The following is a 20,824-nucleotide window of genomic DNA, read 5'->3' on the forward strand; positions in this document are numbered from 1 at the left end:
CCGCGTTCTCGAGCGAGTGCGCCGTGTAGTACGCCGCAATCGGCCTGCGCTCCCGTTCATAGCTGTCCAGCAGCGACTCGGGGGCGTTCCCCTTCAGCACCGCGGCCAGTTTCCAGGCGAGGTTGTGCGCATCCTGCACGCCGCCGTTCAGACCGAGGCCCCCGGTGGGCGGATGCCGGTGCGCCGCGTCGCCGGCCAGGAAGGCCGAGCCCACCCGGAACCGGTCGGCCACGACGCCCTCGTACTGCCAGTGGCTCACGGCGTGCAGGGTGATCGGGTGGTCGTCGGGCACTCCGAGCAGGTCGCGGGTTCGGCTGATCAGGATGTCGGGATCCTCCGTCTGCTCCTCACCGGCGCGGCGGGCCTTGGCCACCAGCCACTCGCGCGACTTGCGGCCGTACTGCACCGGGCCGAGCGCCTGCAACGTGCCCGCACTGTGGCCACCCGCCCAAGGCTGGATGAAGTGCGCCAGCAGGGCGGCCGGCTCGTGCCACATCGAGAGATCGGTGCTCACATAGCAGCTGATGATGTCGCGGATGGCCTTCGGTCCCTCGCGATCGACGCCGAGAAGGTCGGCGCTCACCCGCCCGCCGTCGGCGGCGACGACGTATCGGGCGCGGATGGTGCGCGTGACGTCGGCCTGCCGGTCGTGGATGCTGGCGACGATGCCGCCCTCCGGCAGCTGCTCCAACCCCACCAGCTCCTGGTGGGCGCGGATGCGCCCGGGAGCCACCGCGTCGGCGTGCGCCCAGATCAGCGGGTCGAGGCGGATCTGCGGCAGGTTCGCGAATGACTGCGGGCTCGCTTGGGCATAGCGTGCGGCATCCGCCCCCCCACCCCACGCCGGCACCTCACCGAGCTTGAGGCCGTGCTCCGGGGTCGGGCCGTCGACGGTGGTGTACCAGACCACCTTGCGCCAACCCTCGTCGTCGGGGGCCTGCGCGTAGATGTCGTCGGCCACCCCCATCTCCTCGAAGATCTCCATGGTGCGCACGTTCAGCAGGTGCGCCCGCGGAAAACGGGTCTCGAAGTTGCGGCGCTCGATCAGCAGAACCTCGATGCCGCGCTGCGCCAGCAGCACGGCGCTCGAGAGGCCGACCGGCCCGCCGCCGACGATGAGAACCGGCACCTCGTCGGGCCACTCGTCATCAGCCAGCGGCGGTAGCAGGGCCGCCCGGGCGGAAGAGCTCTCGGTCACGTCGGTCGCCCCTACTCGGCCGAGGCCGAGGCGGCGCCTGAGGGGGCGCTCCAGGAGACGAAGCCGAGACCGGCCCCGGTTCCCGCCTCGGAGCGGTAAGCCGGCACGTAGTCGACGACGGTCGCTTCGAGGTCGGTGGCCGCGAGAGCGCCCGCGGTCACGATCCAGTTGCGGAGCTCCGAGGTGCCCGAGCGCAGCACGTCGGCGTCGTAGCCGGCGAGCACGCTCTCGTCCTTGTTCTTGAGGGCCTCGAGGAACTCGTGGTCGAGCTCCTCGTCGACCACGAAGTGCGACAGGCCGCCCGAGGCGACCACACCGACCTTGATGTCTTTCGGGTAGCTCTCGATGGCCTTTCCGAGCGCGACCCCGAAGTCGTAGCTGCGGCGCGCGGTAGGCGGGTTCGGGTGCCAGAACGTGTTCACGAAGATCGGCACGAAGGGCAGAACGTCCTCGCCGCCCTGGATCTGCTGCAGGATGTAGCCCCAGCCGTGAGGGATGCCGTAGTCGTCGTACTTGCCCTTGGGCAGACGCTGCGAGGCGGAAGGATCGAAGCCCTCCTCCTGGATGCCGTGGATCAGGTGCAGAGCGAGTTCCGCATCCGTCTGGCGTGTCGTGGCCACCTCGGGCACGTTCGACACCTCGGCGATCGCCAGCCCCGGGGGAAAGTGGTCGAGTGCTTCCTGGGTGAAGGGCACGTGCTCCACGGTCTCGCCCCAGTACACGACGAAGGGCGACAGCACCTCGTCGTCGAAGGTCTCCTTGTGGTCGCTGCTCACGATCACCAGCACGTCGACCCCGGACTCGCGGATGGTCTCGCCGAGCTTCGCGATGGCGGCGCGGGCCCGGGCGTAGCGCTCGGCCCACACCTCCGCGGTGAGCTCCTGGTCGAACACCGCACCGCGGAGGGCGAGCAGTTCGTCGAAGTCGTATTGGATGCCCTTGTAGATGAGCTGCTTGTTCTTGCGGTCGGCCACCGCGCGCTGCCCCCATTCGGTGGGAGGGGTCGCGAGCTGGGGTGCGTGGGAGGAGCCGATGCCGAGCGTGATGCGTGCCATGGTGTTCGTCCTTTCTTGCGGGCTAGAGGCGGAAGATCGAGCGGGCGTTGCTCTCGAAGAGCTGGTCGCGCTGCTCGTCGGTGAGCCAGTCGATGTCGTCGATCAGGAGGTGGATGTCGTCGAACCAGCGGCCGGTGGCCGGGTCGATCTGCGATCCGGTGCCGGGCTTCTCCGAACCGAACAGCACCCGGTCGGTGCCGACGACCTTGAACAGCAACTCGAGCGAATCCTGCGTGTAGAGGCAGGAGTCGAACCAGAGCTTGCGCAGCTTGTCGATGTACGACACCCCGCTGCGCGCGATCGACGGCAGGAAGCGTCCCACCTGGTAGGGGATGGCGCCACCGCCGTGCGACACGATGATGTTCAGCTCGGGGTACTTCTCGAGCACGTTCGAGTCGAGCAGGCTCCAGACCGAGACCGTCTCCTCCTGGATGAAGTGCAGGCTGTAGGGCTCCCGGGTCGGTGCCTTGCAGCCGGCCGAGTGCAGCAGGATCGGGATGTCGAGTTCGATGGCGGCCTCGAACACCGGGTACCAGTAGGGGTCGCCCAGGGCCAACGGGATCTCGGTGCCCTCGTAGGGATCGGTGTTGAGCATCACGCCCACGAAGCCGAGCTCGTTCACCGCGCGGCGGAGCTCGGGCAGCCACTGCTCGGGCGTGAGGTCGGGGCTCTGCGGCAGGCCGGCGATGCCCTTGAACTGACCGGGGAAGAGATCGACCGCGCGCTTGATGAGGTTGTTGCTCTCGGCGGTGAACGCCTCCACGATCTTGGTGGGTTTCTCGCTGTGCATGGCTTGGTAGGGCCGGGGCGAGAGCAGCTGCAGGTCGATGCCGGCGCCGGTGAGGTGCTCGATGTGCGAGATGTTGCCGAAGCTCGGGTGCGGCGAGAAGTAGGAGTCGCGCAGCTGGTCGTCACTGATGGCGGGCGGGCGCATGCCGTGCGAGCCGCGGTGGGCCAGCAGCCCGGCCTTCCACGCGTAGAACGCGTCGGGTGCCGACATGTGACCGTGGACGTCAATCTTCATCGATCTGCTCTCTCTTTCGACAAGGGGTGTTCAGCTCTGGGCGCCCTGCAGCGACTTGATCTCGAAGAACTCCTCGAGCCCATAGCGGCCGTACTCCCGGCCGAGACCCGACTGCCGGTAGCCACCGAACGGGGCGCGGAGGTTGAGCGGCTCGCCGTTGATCACCACCTGACCCGTGCGCATCCGCCGGGCGATGGCCACCGCGCGGTCGCGGTCGGCCGACCACACCCCGCCCGAGAGGCCGTACTCGGCCGCGTTGGCGATGCGGATGGCGTCGTCTTCGTCGTCGTAGGGCATGATCGCCAGCACCGGGCCGAAGATCTCCTCGCGGGCGATCGTCATCTCGGGCGTGACGTCGGAGAACACCGTGGCCGGCACGTAGGCACCGGTCTCGATCGGTGGTGTGGTGCCACCGATCAGCAAGCGGGCCCCCTCGTCGATGCCGCTCTTGATGTAGGTCAGCACGCTTTGCTGCTGCGACTCCGACGCCAGCGGGCCGAGCTTGGTCGAGAGGTCGGCGGGCGAGCCCACGGTCCACGACCCGGCAGCCTCCGTGGCGAGGCGCTCCGCTTCGGGCAGCATCGCCCGGGGCACGAGCAGCCGGCTGAGCGACGCGCAGGCCTGGCCGCTGTTGGCATAGCACTGCTTGACGGCGGTGGGGATGACGGCGGCGAGGTCGGCGTCGTCGAGCACGATGTTGGCGCTCTTGCCGCCGAGCTCGAGCGCGACCTTCTTCAGCGTGGGCGCGGCGAGCTGGGCGATGCGGCGGCCGGCGCCGGTGGAGCCGGTGAAGCTCACCATGTCGACATCCGGATGCTGCACCAGGTGCTCGCCGAGCGTGCGGCCCGGTCCACTGACCAGGTTGAACACACCGGCCGGGAAACCGGCCTCCTCGATCAGATCGGCCAGCACGAAGGCACTCAGCGGCGCCACCTCGCTGGCCTTCAGCACCACGGTGCAGCCGGCGGCGAGCGCCGGGGCGACCTTGGCCGAGATCTGGTGAAGCGGGAAGTTCCACGGCGTGATGGCGGCCACCACTCCGATCGGCTCACGGATGACCAGTGTGGGGCCGATCTCCTCCTCGCCCTCGGCCGCGATCTCCTCCATGGCGCGGGCGGCGAAGTCGAAGTTCTTGACGCCCAGGCCCACCTGGGAGAGGCGGGCGAAGCTGCGGGGCGAGCCCATCTCGTCGCTGATCAGATCGGCGATCTCCTCGTTGCGGGCGCGCAATCCGTCGCGCACCTTGTCGAGCAGCGCGATGCGCTCGGCGGCGGGCGTCGCGGCCCAGCCTTCGAACGCGGCGCGGGCCGCGGCCACGGCACGGTCGACGTCGTCGGCACCGCCCGAGGGTGTGCGCCCGACGAGCTCGCCCGAGGCCGGGTTGAACACCTCGGTGACGGCCTCGGAGGTGGAGGCGACCCATTCGCCGCCGATGTAGATCTTCGTCCTGTCGATCATGGGGGTCCTTCCTTACGCTTTCGGCTCGTGGATCAGATGCCAGGGGCTGGGGAGCCCCTTGCCGGTGGGCACTTCGATCAGAAGCGGCTCACCGCTGGCCGCACCCTCGCGGATGGCGGTGACCAGCGCATCCGGAGTGCTCACGCGCACCCCGGCCACGCCGAAGGCCTCGGCGAGCTTCACGAAGTCGGGGTTGGCCAGGTCGGTGGCGTAGATGCGGCCGTCGAACTGGTCTTTCTGCATGCGCTGCACGTTGCCGAAGGTGCCGTCGGCGAAGACCACGGTGATCAGGCCGATTCCGTGCAGCTTGGCGGTGGCGAGCTCCTGCAGGTTCCAGCCGAAGCCGCCGTCGCCGTTGATCGACACGACCACGCGCTCGGGGTTGCCCGCCTTCGCGCCGAGCGCGGTGGCGAAGCCGTAGCCCAGGGTGCCCTGGTAGCCGGGGGTGATGTAGGTGTGCGGCCCGTAGACGGGGTAGCCGACCTCGGCCAGGAAGCCGATCTGGGTGAGCTCGTTGACCAGCACGCCGTCGTCGGGGATGGCCTCGCGGAGCGCGCGCACCCACGACGCCTGGGGCTCGACCAGCGCCACCAGCTCCTCGGCCCGGGTGCGCACCGCGTCGAGCACGGCGCCCTGTTCGGGCCGCTCGACCGCGGTCAGCACCTCGCTCAGCGCGGCCAGGCCCAGCCGGGCGTCGCTCAGCACGTCGACGTCGCTGCGGCGGGGCTCACCGAGGTCGTGCTCGCGGGAGTTGAGCAGGATGACCTTCGCTCCGGCGGCGGTGACCAGCGGATGCGCGTGGCCGTCGATGAAACGGCTGCCCACCACGAGCACCACGTCGGCCGCGCGCAGCACGTCGCGGCCCGCGAGGCTCGAGAGCGCCAGCGGATGCCTGTTGTCGAGTGCGCCGCGGCCGTGCAGGCTCATCACAACCGGCGCCTGGATCAGCTCCGCCAGTTCGCGCAACTCGCCGGAGGCTTCTGCGGCGAGCACACCGCCGCCCACGTAGATGACGGGGCGCTCGGCGGCGGCGAGCAGCGTGGCCGCGTTGCGGACGGCCCGCTCGTCGGGGACCACCGGCGCCGGCTCGATCGGCTCGTCGACGAGGGTGATCTCGGCTCGCGCCTTGAGCACGTCCGGCGGTATCTCGATGCCCACCGGAGCCGGTGAGCCCGTGCGCAGCTGGCGGAACGCCTCGTGCACGAGGCCGGGCACCTCCTGGGGGGTCAGCGCGATCCCGGTCCACTTCGTGACGGTTCCGAGCGTTCGGGTCTGGTCGTTGACCTCGTGCAGGATGCCGTGACCGCCGCCGATGAGGGCCGAGGGGATCTGGCCGACGATCGCCAGCACGGGCGAGGAGCACGCGTAGGCGGTCGACAGCGCCGCCATGGCGTTCAGCATGCCCGGGCCCGGCACCACCATGCACACGCCGATCTTGCCGGTCGACCGCGCATAGCCGTCGGCCATGTAGGCCGCCGCCTGCTCGTGCCGGGTGTGCCGGAAGACGAGCTGGTCACGCACCTGGGCCAGGCCGTCGACCGCGAAGTCGAGCTGCACTCCAGGAACACCGAAAAGGTCGGTGACCCCTTCGAGAACCAACTGTCTCGCCAGTGCTTCTCCGCCGGACATCTCCATCGAGTACGACCTCTCCTCACGATGACATCCGCTTCGATGGCACCTTCTGATCACAACAGTAGCAAATATATGATGAATGTACCTTTCGCTTTTTCAATTGCCCTGTCGACGACGACGGAGCGGCGACGGGTCACCTCATTCAGAACAGGAGCACCGATGACGACTGCCCAGGAACTGGCCGATCGCGAGATCATCCGCGAGCTGCTCGCTCGCAACACCGCATGGATGGACGGGCACGGCGGCGTCGCCACCGACCTCTACTCGCCCGATGTCATCCTCCGCAGTGCGCGCGGGAACGTCTACGGACTCGAGGAGGCTCTGAAGCGCATCGGGCCCAAACCCGACGACCGCCATCAGCATTTCTTCACGGACCCTCTCCTCGACGTCGACGGCGACACCGCGAACGTCGAGCTCAATCTGCTCGTGCACGGCTACCGACTCGGCGAGGCGCCGCACACCTCCCGCGGCGCGCGTGCGGGCTACACCTTCGCGCGCACGGATGCGGGTTGGCGCATCACGGAGGCCAGGGTCAGTCAGCTCTGGGAGATCACGACCTCCTGAGCGCGGCACGCGACCAGAGCCGCCCGGCCGCAGTCACCCGCTCACGCGGTGGCTGCGGCGAGCGACTCGTCGAGCGGTTTCTCGAGGTCGAGCAGACTCCCCGCGAGTGCGTCGTATTCGCCGGAGGCGAGGGCCACCGCCTGCCGGCCCACCCGCTCGAGGTCGGCCTCGGCGCGCTCGGGCTTGAGGCCGCCGAAGCGCTGGGGTGCGGCGGGATCCTTCTGCGAGGTGCGCACCATGTCGGTCACGATGGATCCGGGGTGCACCACGAACACGGAGACACCCGCGTCGTGGTGTTCGGCGTGAACGTGCTCGGAGAGCCGGATGACGGTGGCCTTCGAGACCGTATAGGCCGACGATCCGGTGCCGATCATGACGCCCGCCATCGACGCCACGTTGAGAATGCGCCCATGGCCGCGCTCGAGCATCGACGGGAGCACCGCCGACATGAACAGCATCGGACCGAGCACGTGGATGGCCTGGGTGTCCCACCAGGCTTCGGGGTCGACCGTGCCGACGGGGCCGTAGGGCTGGCTGCGGCCGGCATTGTTGACCAGGAAGTCGATGGGGCCGAAGGCGTCGGTGAGCGCAGCGACCGCCGAGTCGACGTCGGCCTTGCTCGTGACGTCACCGGTGAGCACGAGTGCCCGCCCTCCCGCGGCCTCGACCTCGCCGGCGACCGTCTCCAGGTCGTCCTGGCGTCGGGCGAAGAGGCCCACGGAGGCGCCGGCCCGCGCGAGCTCCAGCGCGATGCTCCGCCCGATTCCGCGACCCGCGCCGGTGATGAGTGCTGTCTGACCCTGGAGAGAATTCGTCATTGATCGATCCTGTCGTTGTCTAGCTGTTGGTAATACAATAAGAGATTCGAGCGGGTGGAGTGCCGAATGTGCGAAAGTTGTATCTTTACGAGCGTCACGCGAGAGGTGCCGACATGACGGAACCAGCGATCAATGCACGGTGGAAGCAGGTTCGGAATGCCCGCGCATCCGAAGACGTGGTCAACCAGATCAAAGAAGCCTTCTTCGACGGCATGAGTTCGGGCGACTGGGTGGGCACCGAGGCCGATCTGGCGACCCGCTTCGGGGTCAGCCGCATCACCATCCGCGACGCCATCCGCACCCTGGAGGTGCAGGGCGTGGTGGAGGTCAAGGTGGGGTCCGGTGGCGGCCTGCGGATCGCCGAGGCCGACCCCGATCGCTTCGCCGATGCCCTCTCGGTGCAATTGCATCTGCTCGGCATCACCTGGCAGGAGGTCGTGGAGGCCATGCAGACCGTGGAGCCGTTGACGGCCCGGCTCGCGGCGCAGCGTGCCGATCCCGACGACCTCGAACGCCTGCGCGCCGCACTGGCCGCTGCGGGCGATCGCGTCGACGATCCGCACTCGTTCACCGAGAGGTCGCTCGACTTCCATCTGCTGGTGGCCGAGGCATCGCACAACCGCGCGCTGCGCGCCTCGGTGCGCGCCCTTCGCTCGGTGCAGTCGCTCAAGTTCGAGCCGAACACCTCAGAGGCCCGCGCCCGCGACGTGAGCGAGTCGCATCAGAAGATCTTCGACGCGATCGCCGCCGGCGACCCCGACCAGGCGGCGGCCGCCATGAGCGAGCACCTCGAGCACATGTCGGTGGACCCCTCGCAGCATCACTGACGCCGCGGCAGTCTCTCTGCCAGCAGCTCGGCGAGCGCCACGCCCTTGACTCCGGCCAGCTGGTCGGCCTGCGTGCGGCAGGAGAAGCCGTCGGCGAGGTACACCGTGCCGGGAGCAGCCGCGCGCAGAGCCGGCAGCAGCGCGTTCTCGGCCACCGCCACCGACACCTCGTAGTGGCCCTTCTGCATGCCGAAGTTGCCGGCCAGCCCGCAGCATCCGGCCAGCGTCTCGATGGTCGCCCCGGCATCGCGCAACAGCCGTTCGTCGGCCCCGAAACCCATGACCGCGTGCTGGTGGCAGTGCGGTTGCACCACCGCGGTCACATCGGAGAGGTCGGGCATCCGCCAGCCGTCGCCGAGGCCGGGCGCCGTGTCGACCGAGGTGAGCAGCTCGGCGAGCGTGCGCGTCGCCCGCGAGACGGCGAGCGCCCGCGGGTCGTCGGGGAAGAGGTCGACCAGATCACTGCGGAGCACTGCCGTGCAGGAGGGCTCCAGCCCGACGATCGGGATGCCGTTGACCGCATACGGGCCGAGCACCGTGAGCAGGTGCTCCAACCGGCGCCGGGCTCCGTCGAGCTGACCGGTGCTGATCCAGGTCAGGCCGCAGCACGCCTGCTCGCGGGGCACCACCACGTCGTAGCCCGCGGCATCCAGCACCTCCAACGCCGCCTGCGGCACCGTGGGCGAGATGGAGTCGCTGAACGAATCGGTCCAGAGCACGACGCGCGGCCGCTCGCGCACGACGGCCCGTGAGCCGGCCTGCCGCGATCCGCTCGCCGGCGATCCAGCCGAGGCACGGGCACGCCGCTCACTCCGTCGCCACCACACCCGGAACGGGGTCTCGGCGAACTTCGGCATCGTGCGCCGGGTGTCCATGCCTCCCGCCCAGAGAGTGAGTTTGGCGATCGGGCGCACCGCGAGAGCGGCGTTCACGAGCTTCGGCGCCACGCCCACCAGGCGGGCCCAGCGCGGCAGCCAGCCGAGCGCGTAGTGGTCGATCGGGCGCAGACGGCCGCGGTAGGTGCGGTAGAGCACCTCCGACTTGTACTGCGCCATGTCGACGCCCGCTGGGCAGTCACTGGAACAGGCCTTGCACGAGAGGCAGAGGTCGAGCGACTCGAGCACCTCGGGAGCCCGCAGACCGCCGACGAGGGTGCCGTTGACCGCCTCCTGCAGCACCCGTGAGCGCCCTCGGGTGACATCCTTCTCGTCTTTGGTCGCCTGATACGAGGGACACATGAATCCACCGGCCGCACTGCTGTCGGAGCGGCACTTGCCGACGCCGACGCAGCGGTGCACGGCTTCGGTGAGGTCGCCGTGATCGTGCCCGAACGAGAATCCGGTGTAGCCCGCACGGCGGCTGATCAGGCTCGCGTGCCGGTCGCCCCCCACGGCGGAGAGAACCGGATGCGCCTGTGGGCGGCGAACATCGACGTCGAGGGAGGCCGGTCGCACGATCACGCCCGGGTTCATCAGATCGAGCGGGTCGAACAGGGCCTTGAACCGAGCCATCAACGCGATGGCCTCGGGGCTGTACATCACGGGCAGCAGTTCCGACCGAGCGCGACCGTCGCCGTGTTCGCCCGACATCGAGCCGCCGTAGCGGGCCACCAAGGCCGCCGCCTCGGTCATGAAAGCGCGCAGTACGGCGGTCGACTCCGTCATCGGCAGGTCGATCCTGAGGTGCACGCATCCGTCGCCGAAGTGTCCGTAGGCCAATCCGTCGACACCGAATCGCGCCATCTGCGCGTCGAGGTCGCGCAGGTAGGCGCCGAGTCTCTCGGGCGGCACCGCGGAGTCCTCCCAGCCCGGCCAGGCCTGCTCGCCCGAAGGAGTGCGGCCGGCGAGCCCCGCGCCATCGGCCCGGATGCGCCACATCTTGGTCGCCTCGGGCCCGGCGGGCAGAATCATCGACGCATCGCTCTGCGAGGCCGCGACGATGGCCTGAGCGGTGACGAGCGCCTCGTCGGCCGTGGCACCGCCCACCTCGATCATCAGCCATCCCGCGCCGGCCGGCAGGGGCGGCACCGCGTCGGCACCCTGCGCCCGGCGCACCACGTCGACGAGTCGGGCATCCATCCCCTCGACCGCGAGCGGCTTGAGATCCAGCAGACCGGGCACGTCGTCGGCCGCGGAGGGCATGTCGGGGTAGCCGAGGATCACGAGGGTCGGCTCGGAAGGCACCGGCACCAGGCGCACCGTGGCTTCGAGCACCGTGACCAGGGTTCCCTCGGTGCCGACCAGGGCCTTGGCGAGATCGGAACCGTTCTCGGGCAGCAGGTGCTCGAGGCTGTAGCCCGAGACCTGCCGGCTGAACCGCCCGAACTCGGTGCGGATGATGGCCAGGTTGTCGCGCACCAGCTCGGCCAGACCCGGCACCGCGGCGAAGGCCGGGTCACCTCGCCCCGCCGAGAAGCGCCGGCCGCTGCCGTCGACCACCTCGAGCTCGACCACGTTGTCGGCCGTGCGGCCGTAGGCGACGGCGTGCGGACCGCAGGCGTTGTTGCCGATCATGCCACCGAGGGTGGCTCGGTTCTGGGTGGATGGATCGGGCCCGAACCGCAGACCGAGGGGCGCAGCCGCCTTCTGGAGGTCGCTCATGATGACGCCCGGCTCGATGCGGGCCGTGCGTGCTTCGCCGTCGACGTCGAGGATGCGGTTCACATGGCGCGAGAAGTCGATCACGACGCCTGGGCCGACGGCGTTGCCGGCCACCGAGGTTCCTCCGCCGCGCGCGGTGACGGGGGCCTGACTCCGCCGCGCCGCACCGAGTGCGCGCACCACGTCGCCGACATCGGTCGGGAACACCACGAGCTCGGGAACCACGCGGTAGTTGGATGCGTCGCTGGAGTACTCCGCGCGGCGCCGGGTGGAGCCGTCGACGACGCCCTCCACCACCTCGCGCAGACGCTGTTCGAGCAGCTCGGCCGCCGCGCGGGGAACCGTCGTCTCGGGAGCCGTCTGCGGCGCCGTCACTAGCCCACCATGTCGAGTGCGATCTTGTACTGCCCGGGTCGCGGCTCGATCGCGGCCTCGAAGGCCTCCTGCACCCGGTCGACCGGGAACACGTGACTGACGTACTCACGCCGCAGGGCGTCATGCGCCAGCAGGTAGTCGTTCGCCACCAGCAGCAGCCGGCGCCGGTCGAGCGTGGCGCCCGAGAGAAGCACGAGGTTCTTGCGGAACATCGCGCGCATGCTGATCGGATAGATCGGGTCGTCGGGTACCCCGAAGTAGTAGACCTGACCGCCGAACGCCACCGCGGCGAGCGAATCCTCCAGCGTTCCGATCTGGTGCCCCACTGCTTCCACGACGATCTCGGGACGCTCGGCGTCGGTGACGGCACCGGCCCAGCGGTCGGCCGTGGTGGTGACGGTGTTCGTGACGCCGAACGTCTCCGCCGCCTCGCTGCGGTCGATGCGGTCGACACCGGTGACCACGGCGCCGGCCTGGTTGAGCACATGGCTGAACAAGAGGCCGATCGGACCCTGGCCCAGCACTGTCACCGCGACTCCGGGGTGCAGGTCGAGTCGCTCCACGGCCCCGAGCACGCAGGCCAGAGGCTGGATCGTGATGGCTTCGGCCGGGGTCAGCGACGGGTCGTAGGGTGCCAGACCGCTGCCGTGACTGATGACGAGCTCGGAGATGCCGTCGAACCGGGAGGCCCACCCCACTACTCGATCCCCTACCGACAACGCGGAATCACGCGAGAACACGACTTCGCCGACGATCTCGTGCAACGGCACACCCGCCACGTTGCTCGCCCATCCGCCGGCGTCATCCGGATGGTGGTGCGCTCGACCCCGGAAGGTGGGCAGGTCGCTGCCGCATACCCCACCGACGAGTGCGCGGAGCAGCACCTCTCCCTCGCGGACATCCGCTTCGGTGTAGGTCGACGCCTCGGTGCTTTCGAATCGGCCCGGGGCGACGAGCGTGTGAGCCCACATGCGATCTCTCCTTCTGCGGCAGAAATGCACGACAACGGCGTCGCGGACTAACTACCTGAATATATGATGTTTAACACGCGCCCCGAAGTCAAGGGGGTCGGAAGCAAGGGAGCTGCGGATGAAGGTCGCCGATGTCGTCGCCGAGATCCTGAGACGGGAAGGGGTGGAACACCTCTTCGCCTACCCGCTCAACCCGTTGATCGAGGCCGCCGCGCGAGCCGACATCCGGCCGATCATCGTTCGTCAAGAACGCATCGCCGGGCACATGGCCGACGCCGCCGCCCGGCTCTCCTCCGGTGACGACGTTGGCGTGTTCTGCATGCAGTCCGGCCCCGGCGTCGAGAACGCCTTCGGCGCGGTGGCCCAGGCTTACGCCGAGGGCGTGCCCATGATCGTGATGCCGGTCGGGGCTGCGCACAACCGCACCTGGGTGAAGCCGGCCTTCAACGCCGCCCTCAACCTCCAGCACGTCACCAAGTGGGCGGAGCAGGTGACCTCACCCCACGGGGTGGTGGAGGCGATGCGGCGCGCGTTCACGCAAGCGCGCAACGGCCGGCCGGGCCCGGTGCTGGTCGAGATCCTGCGCGAGGTCTGGGGCGCCGAGCTCGACGGCGAACTCGACTACGAGCCCACCCGGAGGGTGCTCTCGGCACCCGAACCGCACGCCGTCGACGAGGCGGCGGACGCCCTGATCGCGGCCTCGCACCCCCTGATCTACGCCGGCCAGGGCGTGCACTACTCGCGCGCCTGGGCCGAGCTGCGCGAGCTCGCCGAACTGCTCGAGGCGCCGGTCACCACGAGCCTCAACGGAAAGAGCTCCTTTCCCGAGAACCATCCGCTGTCGCTGGGCTCCGGCGGGCTCGCGATGCCGGGCCCGGTGTTCCGCCACGTTCAGGATGCCGACCTGGTGTTCGGGATCGGGGCCAGCTTCAGCGACACGGCTTTCGGCATCCGCTTCCCCACCCGCGGGAAGGTCTTCGTGCAGAGCACGGTCGACCCCACCGACTTCAACAAGAACATCGCTACGCGGCACCTGCTGCTCGGCGACGCCCGGCTCACCCTGCGCGCCCTGATCGAGGCCGTCGGCCGGCGGCTGGGCGGCGCGCCACGCGGGCGCCTCGACGCGGTGGTGGCGCGGATCGACGCACAGCGCGCCGAGTGGCTCACGGAATGGACTCCCCTGCTCGACAGCGAGGACTCCCCCCTCGAGCCCTACCGGGTCATCCGCGACCTGATGGCCACCGTCGATGTGGAGAACACGATCATCACCCACGATGCCGGCAGCCCACGCGACGAACTGGTGCCGTTCTGGCAGAGCATCGCACCCCTCAGCTATCTCGGCTGGGGCAAGTCGACGCAGCTGGGCTACGGCCTCGGGCTCGCCCTCGGGGCCAAGCTGGCGCAACCGCACAAGCTCTGCATCAACGTCTGGGGCGACGCCGCGATCGGCATGACCGGCATGGACTTCGAGACCGGTGTGCGCGAGGGCATCCCCATCCTGTCGATCCTGTTCAACAATTTCTCGATGGCGATGGAGATCCCGGTGATGCCCACCTCGACCGCCAAGTACAACTCCACCGACATCTCCGGCAACTACGCCGACTTCGCCGTCGCCCTCGGCGGCTACGGCGAGCGCGTCACCACGCCCGAGCAGATCATCCCGGCCATTCTGCGCGGAATCGAGGCCACCGAGCAGGGGCGGCCGGCGCTGCTGGAGTTCATCACCACGAAGGTGAAGCGGCACTCCACCTTCGACGGCGAATACCGCTAGGGGGTCAGGGCCCGCAGCGCGCTGTCGACAGCCGACCGGCGGTATTCCGCCAGCGGCACGTCGGCCAGCAGCACGGCGCAGTCCTGCAGCCCGCCGAGTGCCACGATGGCCCGCGTTCGGTCTGCCGGGCGGGTGCCCACGAGCAGCTCGTCGAGGCCCGATCGTTCGTGCAGCAGCGTGTGGATCACGTCGTGCCGGGCGAGCGCGCTGTGGTCGCGGATGAGGCCCTGCAGAATCTGGCGGTGCCGGTGCAGCAGGTCGAGGTAGAGCTCGAGGATGAGACGGGGGCGCTCGGCCCCCGCCTCGGTCGCCTCGCCGAGGAAGGCTTCCAGGTCGACGATCATCGGCCGGATCAGCTCGTCGATGAGCGCGTCCTTCGACGAGAAGTGGTACTGCACCGCCTGCTTGGTGATGTCGAGCCGCTCGGCGATGTCGCGGAAGCTGGTCTGCTCGAAACCGCGCTCGGCGATCAACTCGAGCGCCACCTCCCTGATGTCCTCCCGGGTTCTCCCGCTACGCCGTGGCATGGGGGCAGGCTACCGCAGACCTGTCCGCCCGCATCCGCATGCCGCGGTCACACCGTGATCGCGGCGGGATCCAGGCGGATGTCCACCAGCAACGGCCCGGCGAGCCCCTCGAGCAGCGTCGGCAGCCCGTCGAGGTCGGACAAGGTGCGAACGGTGAGACCCTGGCCGCCGAACGCGCGGGCCAGGTCGGCGAAATCAGGCCACACCATCGTGGAATAGAGCGGATCGGAGCCGCCCGCGACGAGCTTGTCCCATTCCGCGCCGTAGGCGCCGTCGTCGAAGGTCAGCACCACCAGGGGCAGCCGCTCGCGCACCGCCGTCGAGAACTCGGCGAAGTTCATCATCAGCCCCCCGTCGCCCACCACCAGCGCGGTGAGTTCGCCGGAAGCGGCCACGGCCGCGCCGATGGCGCCGGCCAGGCCCAAGCCGATCGAGCCGAAGGCGCCCATGCCCACGAAATTGCGAGGCTCCGGCACCGCCAGGAAGGGCAGGGTGCCCCGGATGTATCGCCCCACATCGGCCACCACGGTGCGCTGCGCGGGCAGCAGCTCGTCGAGCACGATCGAGGCCGAGCGCATGTCGACCGTGTCGACGCCCGAGATGTCGCGGAAGTCGTCGTGGGGATCGTGGGCGGCCAGCGCCGCCTGGATGCCTGAGATCCATCCGGTCGATGGCTCGTGCTCGGCATCGGTCAGCGCCTCGTTCATCGCCTCGGCCACCGCCTTGGCATCGCCCGAGATCGGTTCGTCGACGCCGATGAACCAGCCGAACCGGCCAGGATCGGTGTCGACCTGGATGATCTTCTTGCCCCGAGTGAGTTCACCGCGGTAGGTGGTGAGCGGGTTGAGGCTCGCACCGAAGGCGATCACGCACGTGGCCTCGCCGATGGCGGAGGAAGCCACCGAGTGGGCCAGATTGCCGTAGATGCCGATGTTGGAGGGATGCCCGGCGAACAGGTCGCGCGCCCAGAGCGTGGTGGCGAGCGCGCCGCCGATACGCTCGGCGAGCTCGATCAGGGCGTCTTTCGCGCCGGCGTCGTAGGCACCACGACCGGCCAACACGACAGGGCGGGGCGTCGAGCTGAGCAGCCCGAGTGCCTCGTCGAGGCTGTCGGGGTCGGGCACCTGCGGTGAGGCGTGCTGGGGCGGCGAGATCATGCGCTGATCTCCGGCGTCGGCGTCGATCATCCAGATCGGCAGGTCGAGCACGATCGGCCGATTCTCTGCCACGGTGCGCTGCAGTGCTCGGTTGAGGTGACGCACCACGTTCTGCGCCTTGGTCACCACCTCGAACCCGGCACCGCTGGCCAGCGCGCTCGCCGACAGGTCGAGGCGCTGGAAATGGGTGGGCTCGAGCGGTGTCGACCCGGTGACGACGACCATGCGGCTACCCGCCCGCACGGCCTCGACCAACGAGGTCATCGAGTTGGTCAGTGCGGGGCCATGCGTGATCGACGCGACGCCGATGCGGCCTGAGCGGCGGTGCCAGGCATCCGCCATGCCGACCGCGTTGCCCTCGTGCACGGCGGCCACGAATCGGCCACCACGGTCGCGGTAGTCGGCGAGGTAGGAGAGGTTCGCATCGCCCATGAGCCCGAAGACCACGTCGGCGCCGTGCTGCAGGAGGGCGTCGGCGAAGACCTCGTGCACCTTCACGAAGCGCTCCGGGTGCCCGACGCCACCCGCAGGGGCAGCATCCGGCGACGCTTCTCCTGCGCCTGGTCGAGCTTCTGCCGCCCCGTGGCGTTCACCCGGTCGACATCCCAGTAGTCGTCGACCACGAGGCTCATCTCGACCTTTCGGCCCTCAGCGAGAGGATCGACGGCCTTGGCGATGTCGATCATGATCTGGCCCGCGAAGGCGCAGCTCGGGTCGTCGAGGAAGACCTCGATGTGCACGGTGTCGTCCGAGACGATGATGTCGCGGTACATGCCCAGGTCGCCGATCGTGGTCATGCTGCCGTTGAACAGTCCGCACGGGTCGACGACCCCGTTGAGGGCCTCGACCACGGCCTCTTTGAGCGCTGCCTCGTCGGTCATCGGACCGTCTCCAGCTGCTTCGCGGCGGCGAGGGCACGGTAGTGCGACCACAACTCGTGATCGGTGCCCTCCTCCTTCTGCCGCTTGTCCCAGTAGTCGCCCTCGACGGTCTTCTGGAACTCAGGGATGTCTTTGCCGTGCAGCCGCATGAAGTTGCCGCCGAGGAACTTCTGCTTCATCTCGGGCGTGACGGCGGGGTAGCCGTAGTCGCGCTGCAGGTCCTCCGGCATCTCGAAGTTGATGATGGCGTCGAACACCGGACGCGAGTGCACCAAGGTCATGCCGCTCGAGATGATGATGCGATCCTCGGCGCCGACGTTGAGGAACTGGCCGAGGAAGTGCGCAAACCGCTTGGGCTGCGACAGAAGCAGGCTGTTCGAGCCCTCGAGGTTCACGTAGGTGTTCTCGGGGAACGACTGCAGCACCAGCACGGTCTCCTCCACGAAGGCCATGCCCGCGTGCAGGATCTCGAAGTTCACCTCGGGGTAACGACCCGCCGCACTCGGCACATCGGCGAGATCGAAGTGGTTGACGTCGACGGGCCCGAACGGGATGGCCTTGTGCGTGGCGATGGTCTTGTAGCCCAGGTCGATCGCCTTCTCGATGAAGGGGTAGCCGAACTCCGGGTCGTCGAGCGAGATGCGACGGGTGTCGCCGTGCCCGTGGTAGAACGCCGGGTAGATCTTCACGGCGTCGGCGCCGTTGTCGCGGTTGCGCGAGATCTCGTCGAGAGCCGCCTTGCCGTCGAGGGGGTTGGCGCCGCCGTAGTACATCACCCGGTTCGGCTCGCGCTTCTTCCACTCCACGCCTTTGGCGTCGGCCGAGTGACCGTCGTTCCAGAGGTCGCGGATGGCGGTGCCGTGGTAGACCACGAGGTCGGTGCCCGACTCCAGGAAGGCGGCCTCTTCGAGCTCGTCGATCTGCCAGTCGTGGCTGAACTCCTCCCACTTGAGGTGCCAGGCCGGGTTGGGCTGCAGCCCGCGGTGGCCACCGAATCCTCCGTGAGCCGCGAATCGCGCCTCCGGGATGTGCCAATTCGGCTCCGACCAGTTGTATCCGTGAATCACGCCATCCACGATGAAGTAGTCGCCAAGCATCTAACGCCGTCCTCTCTGACAGTTGCGCCCAGGCTCTCGGCCTCTGCGGTTCTAATGTACTACATTACGTTATTTAGACAGTGATGCTCCCGATCGATAGCGAGGACGCCATGGACGAGCACCCGATTTTCTCCGACACCACCAGCAGAGGACACCTCCGATGACCCAGATTCAGGGATTCGGGGGCGTCGTCATCGCCCCCGGAACGACCGATTACGACACCGCCATCGTGACCCACCGGGCCCGGCGCGCCGCCCCCGCGTTGATCGTGAGGCCGGTCACGACGGCCGACGTCTCCGCTGCCATCGCCTACGCGGCCGCGGAGCAACTGCCGCTCGCGGTGCGCAGCGGCGGCCACACCGACTACGCCAGCGTCGACGGCTCGCTGGTGCTCGACCTCGCCGAGTTCCATGACATCGAAGTTCTCCACGACGGTCTCGTGCGCATCGGCGCGGGCGCCCGTTGGGGCGAGGTGGCGGCCGCCCTGGCACCGCACGGACTGGCCCTCAGCTCGGGCGACGCCACCACCGTCGGGGTGGGCGGCCTCACGTTGAGCGGAGGGATCGGCTGGCTGGTTCGGCAAGTCGGCCTCACCATCGACAGCCTGGTCTCGGCCGAGGTCGTGCTCGCGTCGGGCGAGGTCGTCACGGCCTCCGCCGGGTCTGAACCCGAGCTGTTCTGGGCGATCCGGGGCGGGGGTGGCAACTTCGGCGTGGTCACCCGCTTCACGTTCCAGGCGCATCCGTTCGGCCGTGTGATCGCCGGCTGGGTGAGCCTCGACGCCACCGACCTGAAGACGGCCCTGGCCGGATGGCGCGACGTCATGCGCGGCGCACCCGAGAACCTCAACTCCACCCTCACCGTGCGACCGGCGTTCGGGCCCGATGTGCCGCCGAGCATCACGGTGACGCTCTGCTACCCGGGCACCGACCGGGCGGCGGCGGATGCCGCGATCCAGCCGCTGCTCGACCTGCCGACGGCTCTCGACTCCGACATCGCCGAGAAGGACTACGCCGACATGCTCAGCGACGAGCACCTGCCCGAGGGGTTGACCATCCTCGACAACAACGGATTCGTCGAGCACGTCACCGACGAGCTGATCGACGCACTGGTGGTGCTCAACCGGGCGGCCGAGAGCTCGGTGCTGATGGTGCGCTGGATCGCCGGCGCGCTCAACCGAGTGCCCGCCGACGAGACCGCCTTCGCCCACCGCGCCGCGGAGGCCCTCGTCGTGGCCGCCGTCGTCTTTCCGCCCGGGGCCTCGACCGAGGGCCAGCAGGAGATCATCGCCGAGCGCTGGGCCAAGCTCGCCGGGTTCACGCTCGGCATGTACGGCAACTTCACGATGGACGAACGGGCGGGCGCCGCGGAGGCGATCTACCCGGCCGAGGTGCTCGCGCGCCTGCGGAGCATCAAGGGCGAGGTCGACCCGCACAACGTGTTCGCCCTGAACCACAACATCACACCCGCCTGATTGCTCCTTGCCTGTCGTCAAGTTATGACGGTACTATCTTCAGCGCGACCCCTCCGGCCGCGCTTTGATCAATGACGATTGAACCAGGAGGCTCATCGATGAGCACGAATTCAGGCATCCGCACCGTCCTCATCGCGGGCGCGAGCATCGCCGGCCCCACGCTGGCCTACTGGCTCACCCGCTACGGCTTCGAGGTCACGGTCGTGGAGAAATCGCCCACGTTCCGTGTCGACGGCCACTCGGTCGACGTCAGCGGGCCGACCATCGCGATCGCCGAGAAGATGGGCATCCTCGACCTGGCACGCTCCTACAACGTCGACATCCGCAAGGTGTCGTTCGTCGACGGCGAGGGCGAGCCGGTGGGCATGATCGACATCGAGGCGATCTCCGGGGGCGACACCAGCACCGACATCGAGATCCCCCGGCGCGAACTGGTGGGGGCGATCGTCGAGGTCACGGGCGACGCCGCCGAGTGGATCTACGACGATTCGGTGGTGGCGATCGATAACCGCGCCGACGCGGCGGAGGTCACCTTCAGCAGCGGCATCCGGCGCAGCTTCGACCTCGTCGTGGGCGCCGACGGTGTGCGCTCGCGCACCAGGCGGCTGGCCATGGACCCGGCGGGTGACGCCGTGCAGTACCTCGGCTACACGTTCGCGCTCTACTCGATGCCGAACTTCCTCGGTCTCGAGCACGAGAACCGGTCGTGGAACATCCCCGGCAAGATGGCCGTGATGCTGCCGACCGAGAGCGACACGCACCTTCACGCCATGCTCGCCTTCGCGACTCCCGAGCCGCCGGCCGAGATCTTCGGCACCCGGGAGGAGGCGTACGCGCTCTTCGCCGAACAGTTCGCCGGCTACGGCTGGGAGATCCCGCGCTTTCTCGAGGAGCTGCGCACCAGCGACGACTCCTACTACGACTCGGCCAACTACGTGGCCTCCCCCCAGTGGTCGACGGGTCGCGTCGCGTTGGTGGGCGACGCCGGCTACGGGCCGTCGCTGTTCACCGGACAGGGCTCGACGATGGCCATGATCGGCGCCTACATCCTGGCCGGCGAGCTCGCTCGGGGCGCCGACCTCGAGAGCGCGCTCGCGTCGTACGACGCACTGCTGCGACCGTTCGTGGAGGCCACGCAGGCCGGCATCGAGGGCATGGTGTTCCAGCTGGCTCCGCGGAGCGAAGGCGACCTCGCCGCGCGCAACGCGGCGATCAGCGACCCGGCGATCATGGCGGCCATGCACGACCAGCGGCCGGCTCCCGCCTCGATCACGTTGCCCGACTACAGCGAGCTTCAGGCCGAGCACGCAGCACAAGCGCACTAGCACCCCACCCTCCTTCCGCCGAGTTGCGCCAAATTGCCCTATTCCCGTGCCGGGAAGGGCAATTTGGCGC

Annotated in this window: 15 protein-coding genes and 2 pseudogenes; 5 read left to right on the forward strand and 12 right to left on the reverse strand. The window is 69.0% G+C overall.

All coding sequences use genetic code 11. From position 1 onward, the window contains the following. Positions 1–37: 37 nt before the first annotated feature. The 5 genes and pseudogenes from N1032_RS28400 to N1032_RS12335 all read right to left on the reverse strand — a co-directional run. Positions 38–1,168: pseudogene (locus tag N1032_RS28400) on the reverse strand (FAD-dependent oxidoreductase); the annotation flags it as partial. Between the two features lie 41 nt (positions 1,169–1,209). Further along, on the reverse strand, positions 1,210–2,253 hold the full coding sequence (locus tag N1032_RS12320; protein ID WP_259539389.1) for a DODA-type extradiol aromatic ring-opening family dioxygenase: 1,044 nt from the start codon (positions 2,251–2,253) through the stop codon (positions 1,210–1,212). 22 nt (positions 2,254–2,275) lie between these two features. Continuing rightward, a complete protein-coding gene (locus tag N1032_RS12325) occupies positions 2,276–3,277 on the reverse strand; it encodes an amidohydrolase family protein (protein ID WP_259539390.1) in 1,002 nt (333 codons plus the stop codon). Positions 3,278–3,307: 30 nt separating this feature from the next. Continuing rightward, positions 3,308–4,735: an aldehyde dehydrogenase family protein gene (locus N1032_RS12330; protein WP_259539391.1), complete on the reverse strand. Its 1,428-nt coding sequence runs from the start codon at positions 4,733–4,735 to the stop codon at positions 3,308–3,310. A 12-nt stretch (positions 4,736–4,747) separates the two neighbouring features. Next, positions 4,748–6,370: a thiamine pyrophosphate-dependent enzyme gene (locus N1032_RS12335; RefSeq protein WP_259539392.1), complete on the reverse strand. Its 1,623-nt coding sequence runs from the start codon at positions 6,368–6,370 to the stop codon at positions 4,748–4,750. Between the two features lie 156 nt (positions 6,371–6,526). Here N1032_RS12335 and N1032_RS12340 point away from each other — a divergent pair, with 156 nt between their 5' ends. Further along, positions 6,527–6,931: a nuclear transport factor 2 family protein gene (locus tag N1032_RS12340; protein WP_259539393.1), complete on the forward strand. Its 405-nt coding sequence runs from the start codon at positions 6,527–6,529 to the stop codon at positions 6,929–6,931. A 41-nt stretch (positions 6,932–6,972) separates the two neighbouring features. On the opposite strand, the gene N1032_RS12345 is transcribed toward N1032_RS12340, so the two are convergent. After that, entirely contained in the window at positions 6,973–7,749 is a 777-nt protein-coding gene (locus N1032_RS12345) for an SDR family NAD(P)-dependent oxidoreductase (protein WP_259539394.1), read from the reverse strand. 113 nt (positions 7,750–7,862) lie between these two features. Here N1032_RS12345 and N1032_RS12350 point away from each other — a divergent pair, with 113 nt between their 5' ends. Beyond that, positions 7,863–8,576, forward strand: a complete 714-nt coding sequence (locus tag N1032_RS12350; protein ID WP_259539395.1) for a FadR/GntR family transcriptional regulator — start codon at positions 7,863–7,865, stop codon at positions 8,574–8,576. On the opposite strand, the gene N1032_RS12355 is transcribed toward N1032_RS12350, so the two are convergent. Next, positions 8,570–11,551, reverse strand: a complete 2,982-nt coding sequence (locus N1032_RS12355; RefSeq protein ID WP_407933034.1) for an FAD-binding and (Fe-S)-binding domain-containing protein — start codon at positions 11,549–11,551, stop codon at positions 8,570–8,572. The genes N1032_RS12350 and N1032_RS12355 overlap by 7 nt on opposite strands. Next, a complete protein-coding gene (locus N1032_RS12360; RefSeq protein WP_259539396.1) occupies positions 11,551–12,522 on the reverse strand; it encodes a zinc-binding dehydrogenase in 972 nt (323 codons plus the stop codon). Before N1032_RS12360 ends, N1032_RS12355 begins: the two co-directional genes overlap by 1 nt. 103 nt (positions 12,523–12,625) lie before the next feature. Between N1032_RS12360 and N1032_RS12365 the strand changes: the two are divergent. After that, a pseudogene (locus N1032_RS12365) lies at positions 12,626–14,293 on the forward strand (thiamine pyrophosphate-requiring protein); the annotation flags it as partial. Here N1032_RS12365 and N1032_RS12370 read toward each other — a convergent pair. From N1032_RS12370 to N1032_RS12385, 4 genes are read right to left on the reverse strand one after another with little or no spacing between them, the layout of a single operon-like run. After that, a complete protein-coding gene (locus N1032_RS12370) occupies positions 14,290–14,820 on the reverse strand; it encodes a TetR/AcrR family transcriptional regulator (protein WP_259539397.1) in 531 nt (176 codons plus the stop codon). The pseudogene N1032_RS12365 and the gene N1032_RS12370 sit on opposite strands and share 4 nt — an antisense overlap. A gap of 47 nt (positions 14,821–14,867) precedes the next feature. Next, positions 14,868–16,475 (reverse strand): thiamine pyrophosphate-binding protein, encoded by a 1,608-nt coding sequence (locus N1032_RS12375; protein WP_259539398.1) that lies wholly within the window; start codon positions 16,473–16,475, stop codon positions 14,868–14,870. Further along, on the reverse strand, positions 16,472–16,858 hold the full coding sequence (locus N1032_RS12380) for a metal-sulfur cluster assembly factor (protein WP_259539399.1): 387 nt from the start codon (positions 16,856–16,858) through the stop codon (positions 16,472–16,474). The genes N1032_RS12375 and N1032_RS12380 overlap by 4 nt, the downstream gene beginning before the upstream one ends. Beyond that, positions 16,855–17,955: an amidohydrolase family protein gene (locus N1032_RS12385; protein WP_259539400.1), complete on the reverse strand. Its 1,101-nt coding sequence runs from the start codon at positions 17,953–17,955 to the stop codon at positions 16,855–16,857. Before N1032_RS12385 ends, N1032_RS12380 begins: the two co-directional genes overlap by 4 nt. A gap of 160 nt (positions 17,956–18,115) precedes the next feature. On the opposite strand from N1032_RS12385, the gene N1032_RS12390 reads away from it, so the two are divergent. Further along, the gene (locus N1032_RS12390; protein ID WP_259539401.1) at positions 18,116–19,429 is read left to right on the forward strand and encodes an FAD-binding oxidoreductase; all 1,314 of its coding nucleotides are present in this window, start codon (positions 18,116–18,118) and stop codon (positions 19,427–19,429) included. A gap of 98 nt (positions 19,430–19,527) precedes the next feature. Then, the gene (locus N1032_RS12395) at positions 19,528–20,754 is read left to right on the forward strand and encodes an FAD-dependent monooxygenase (RefSeq protein WP_259539402.1); all 1,227 of its coding nucleotides are present in this window, start codon (positions 19,528–19,530) and stop codon (positions 20,752–20,754) included. Positions 20,755–20,824 lie beyond the last annotated feature (70 nt).

The organism is Herbiconiux daphne (assembly GCF_024979295.1).
Classification (GTDB): domain Bacteria; phylum Actinomycetota; class Actinomycetes; order Actinomycetales; family Microbacteriaceae; genus Herbiconiux; species Herbiconiux daphnes.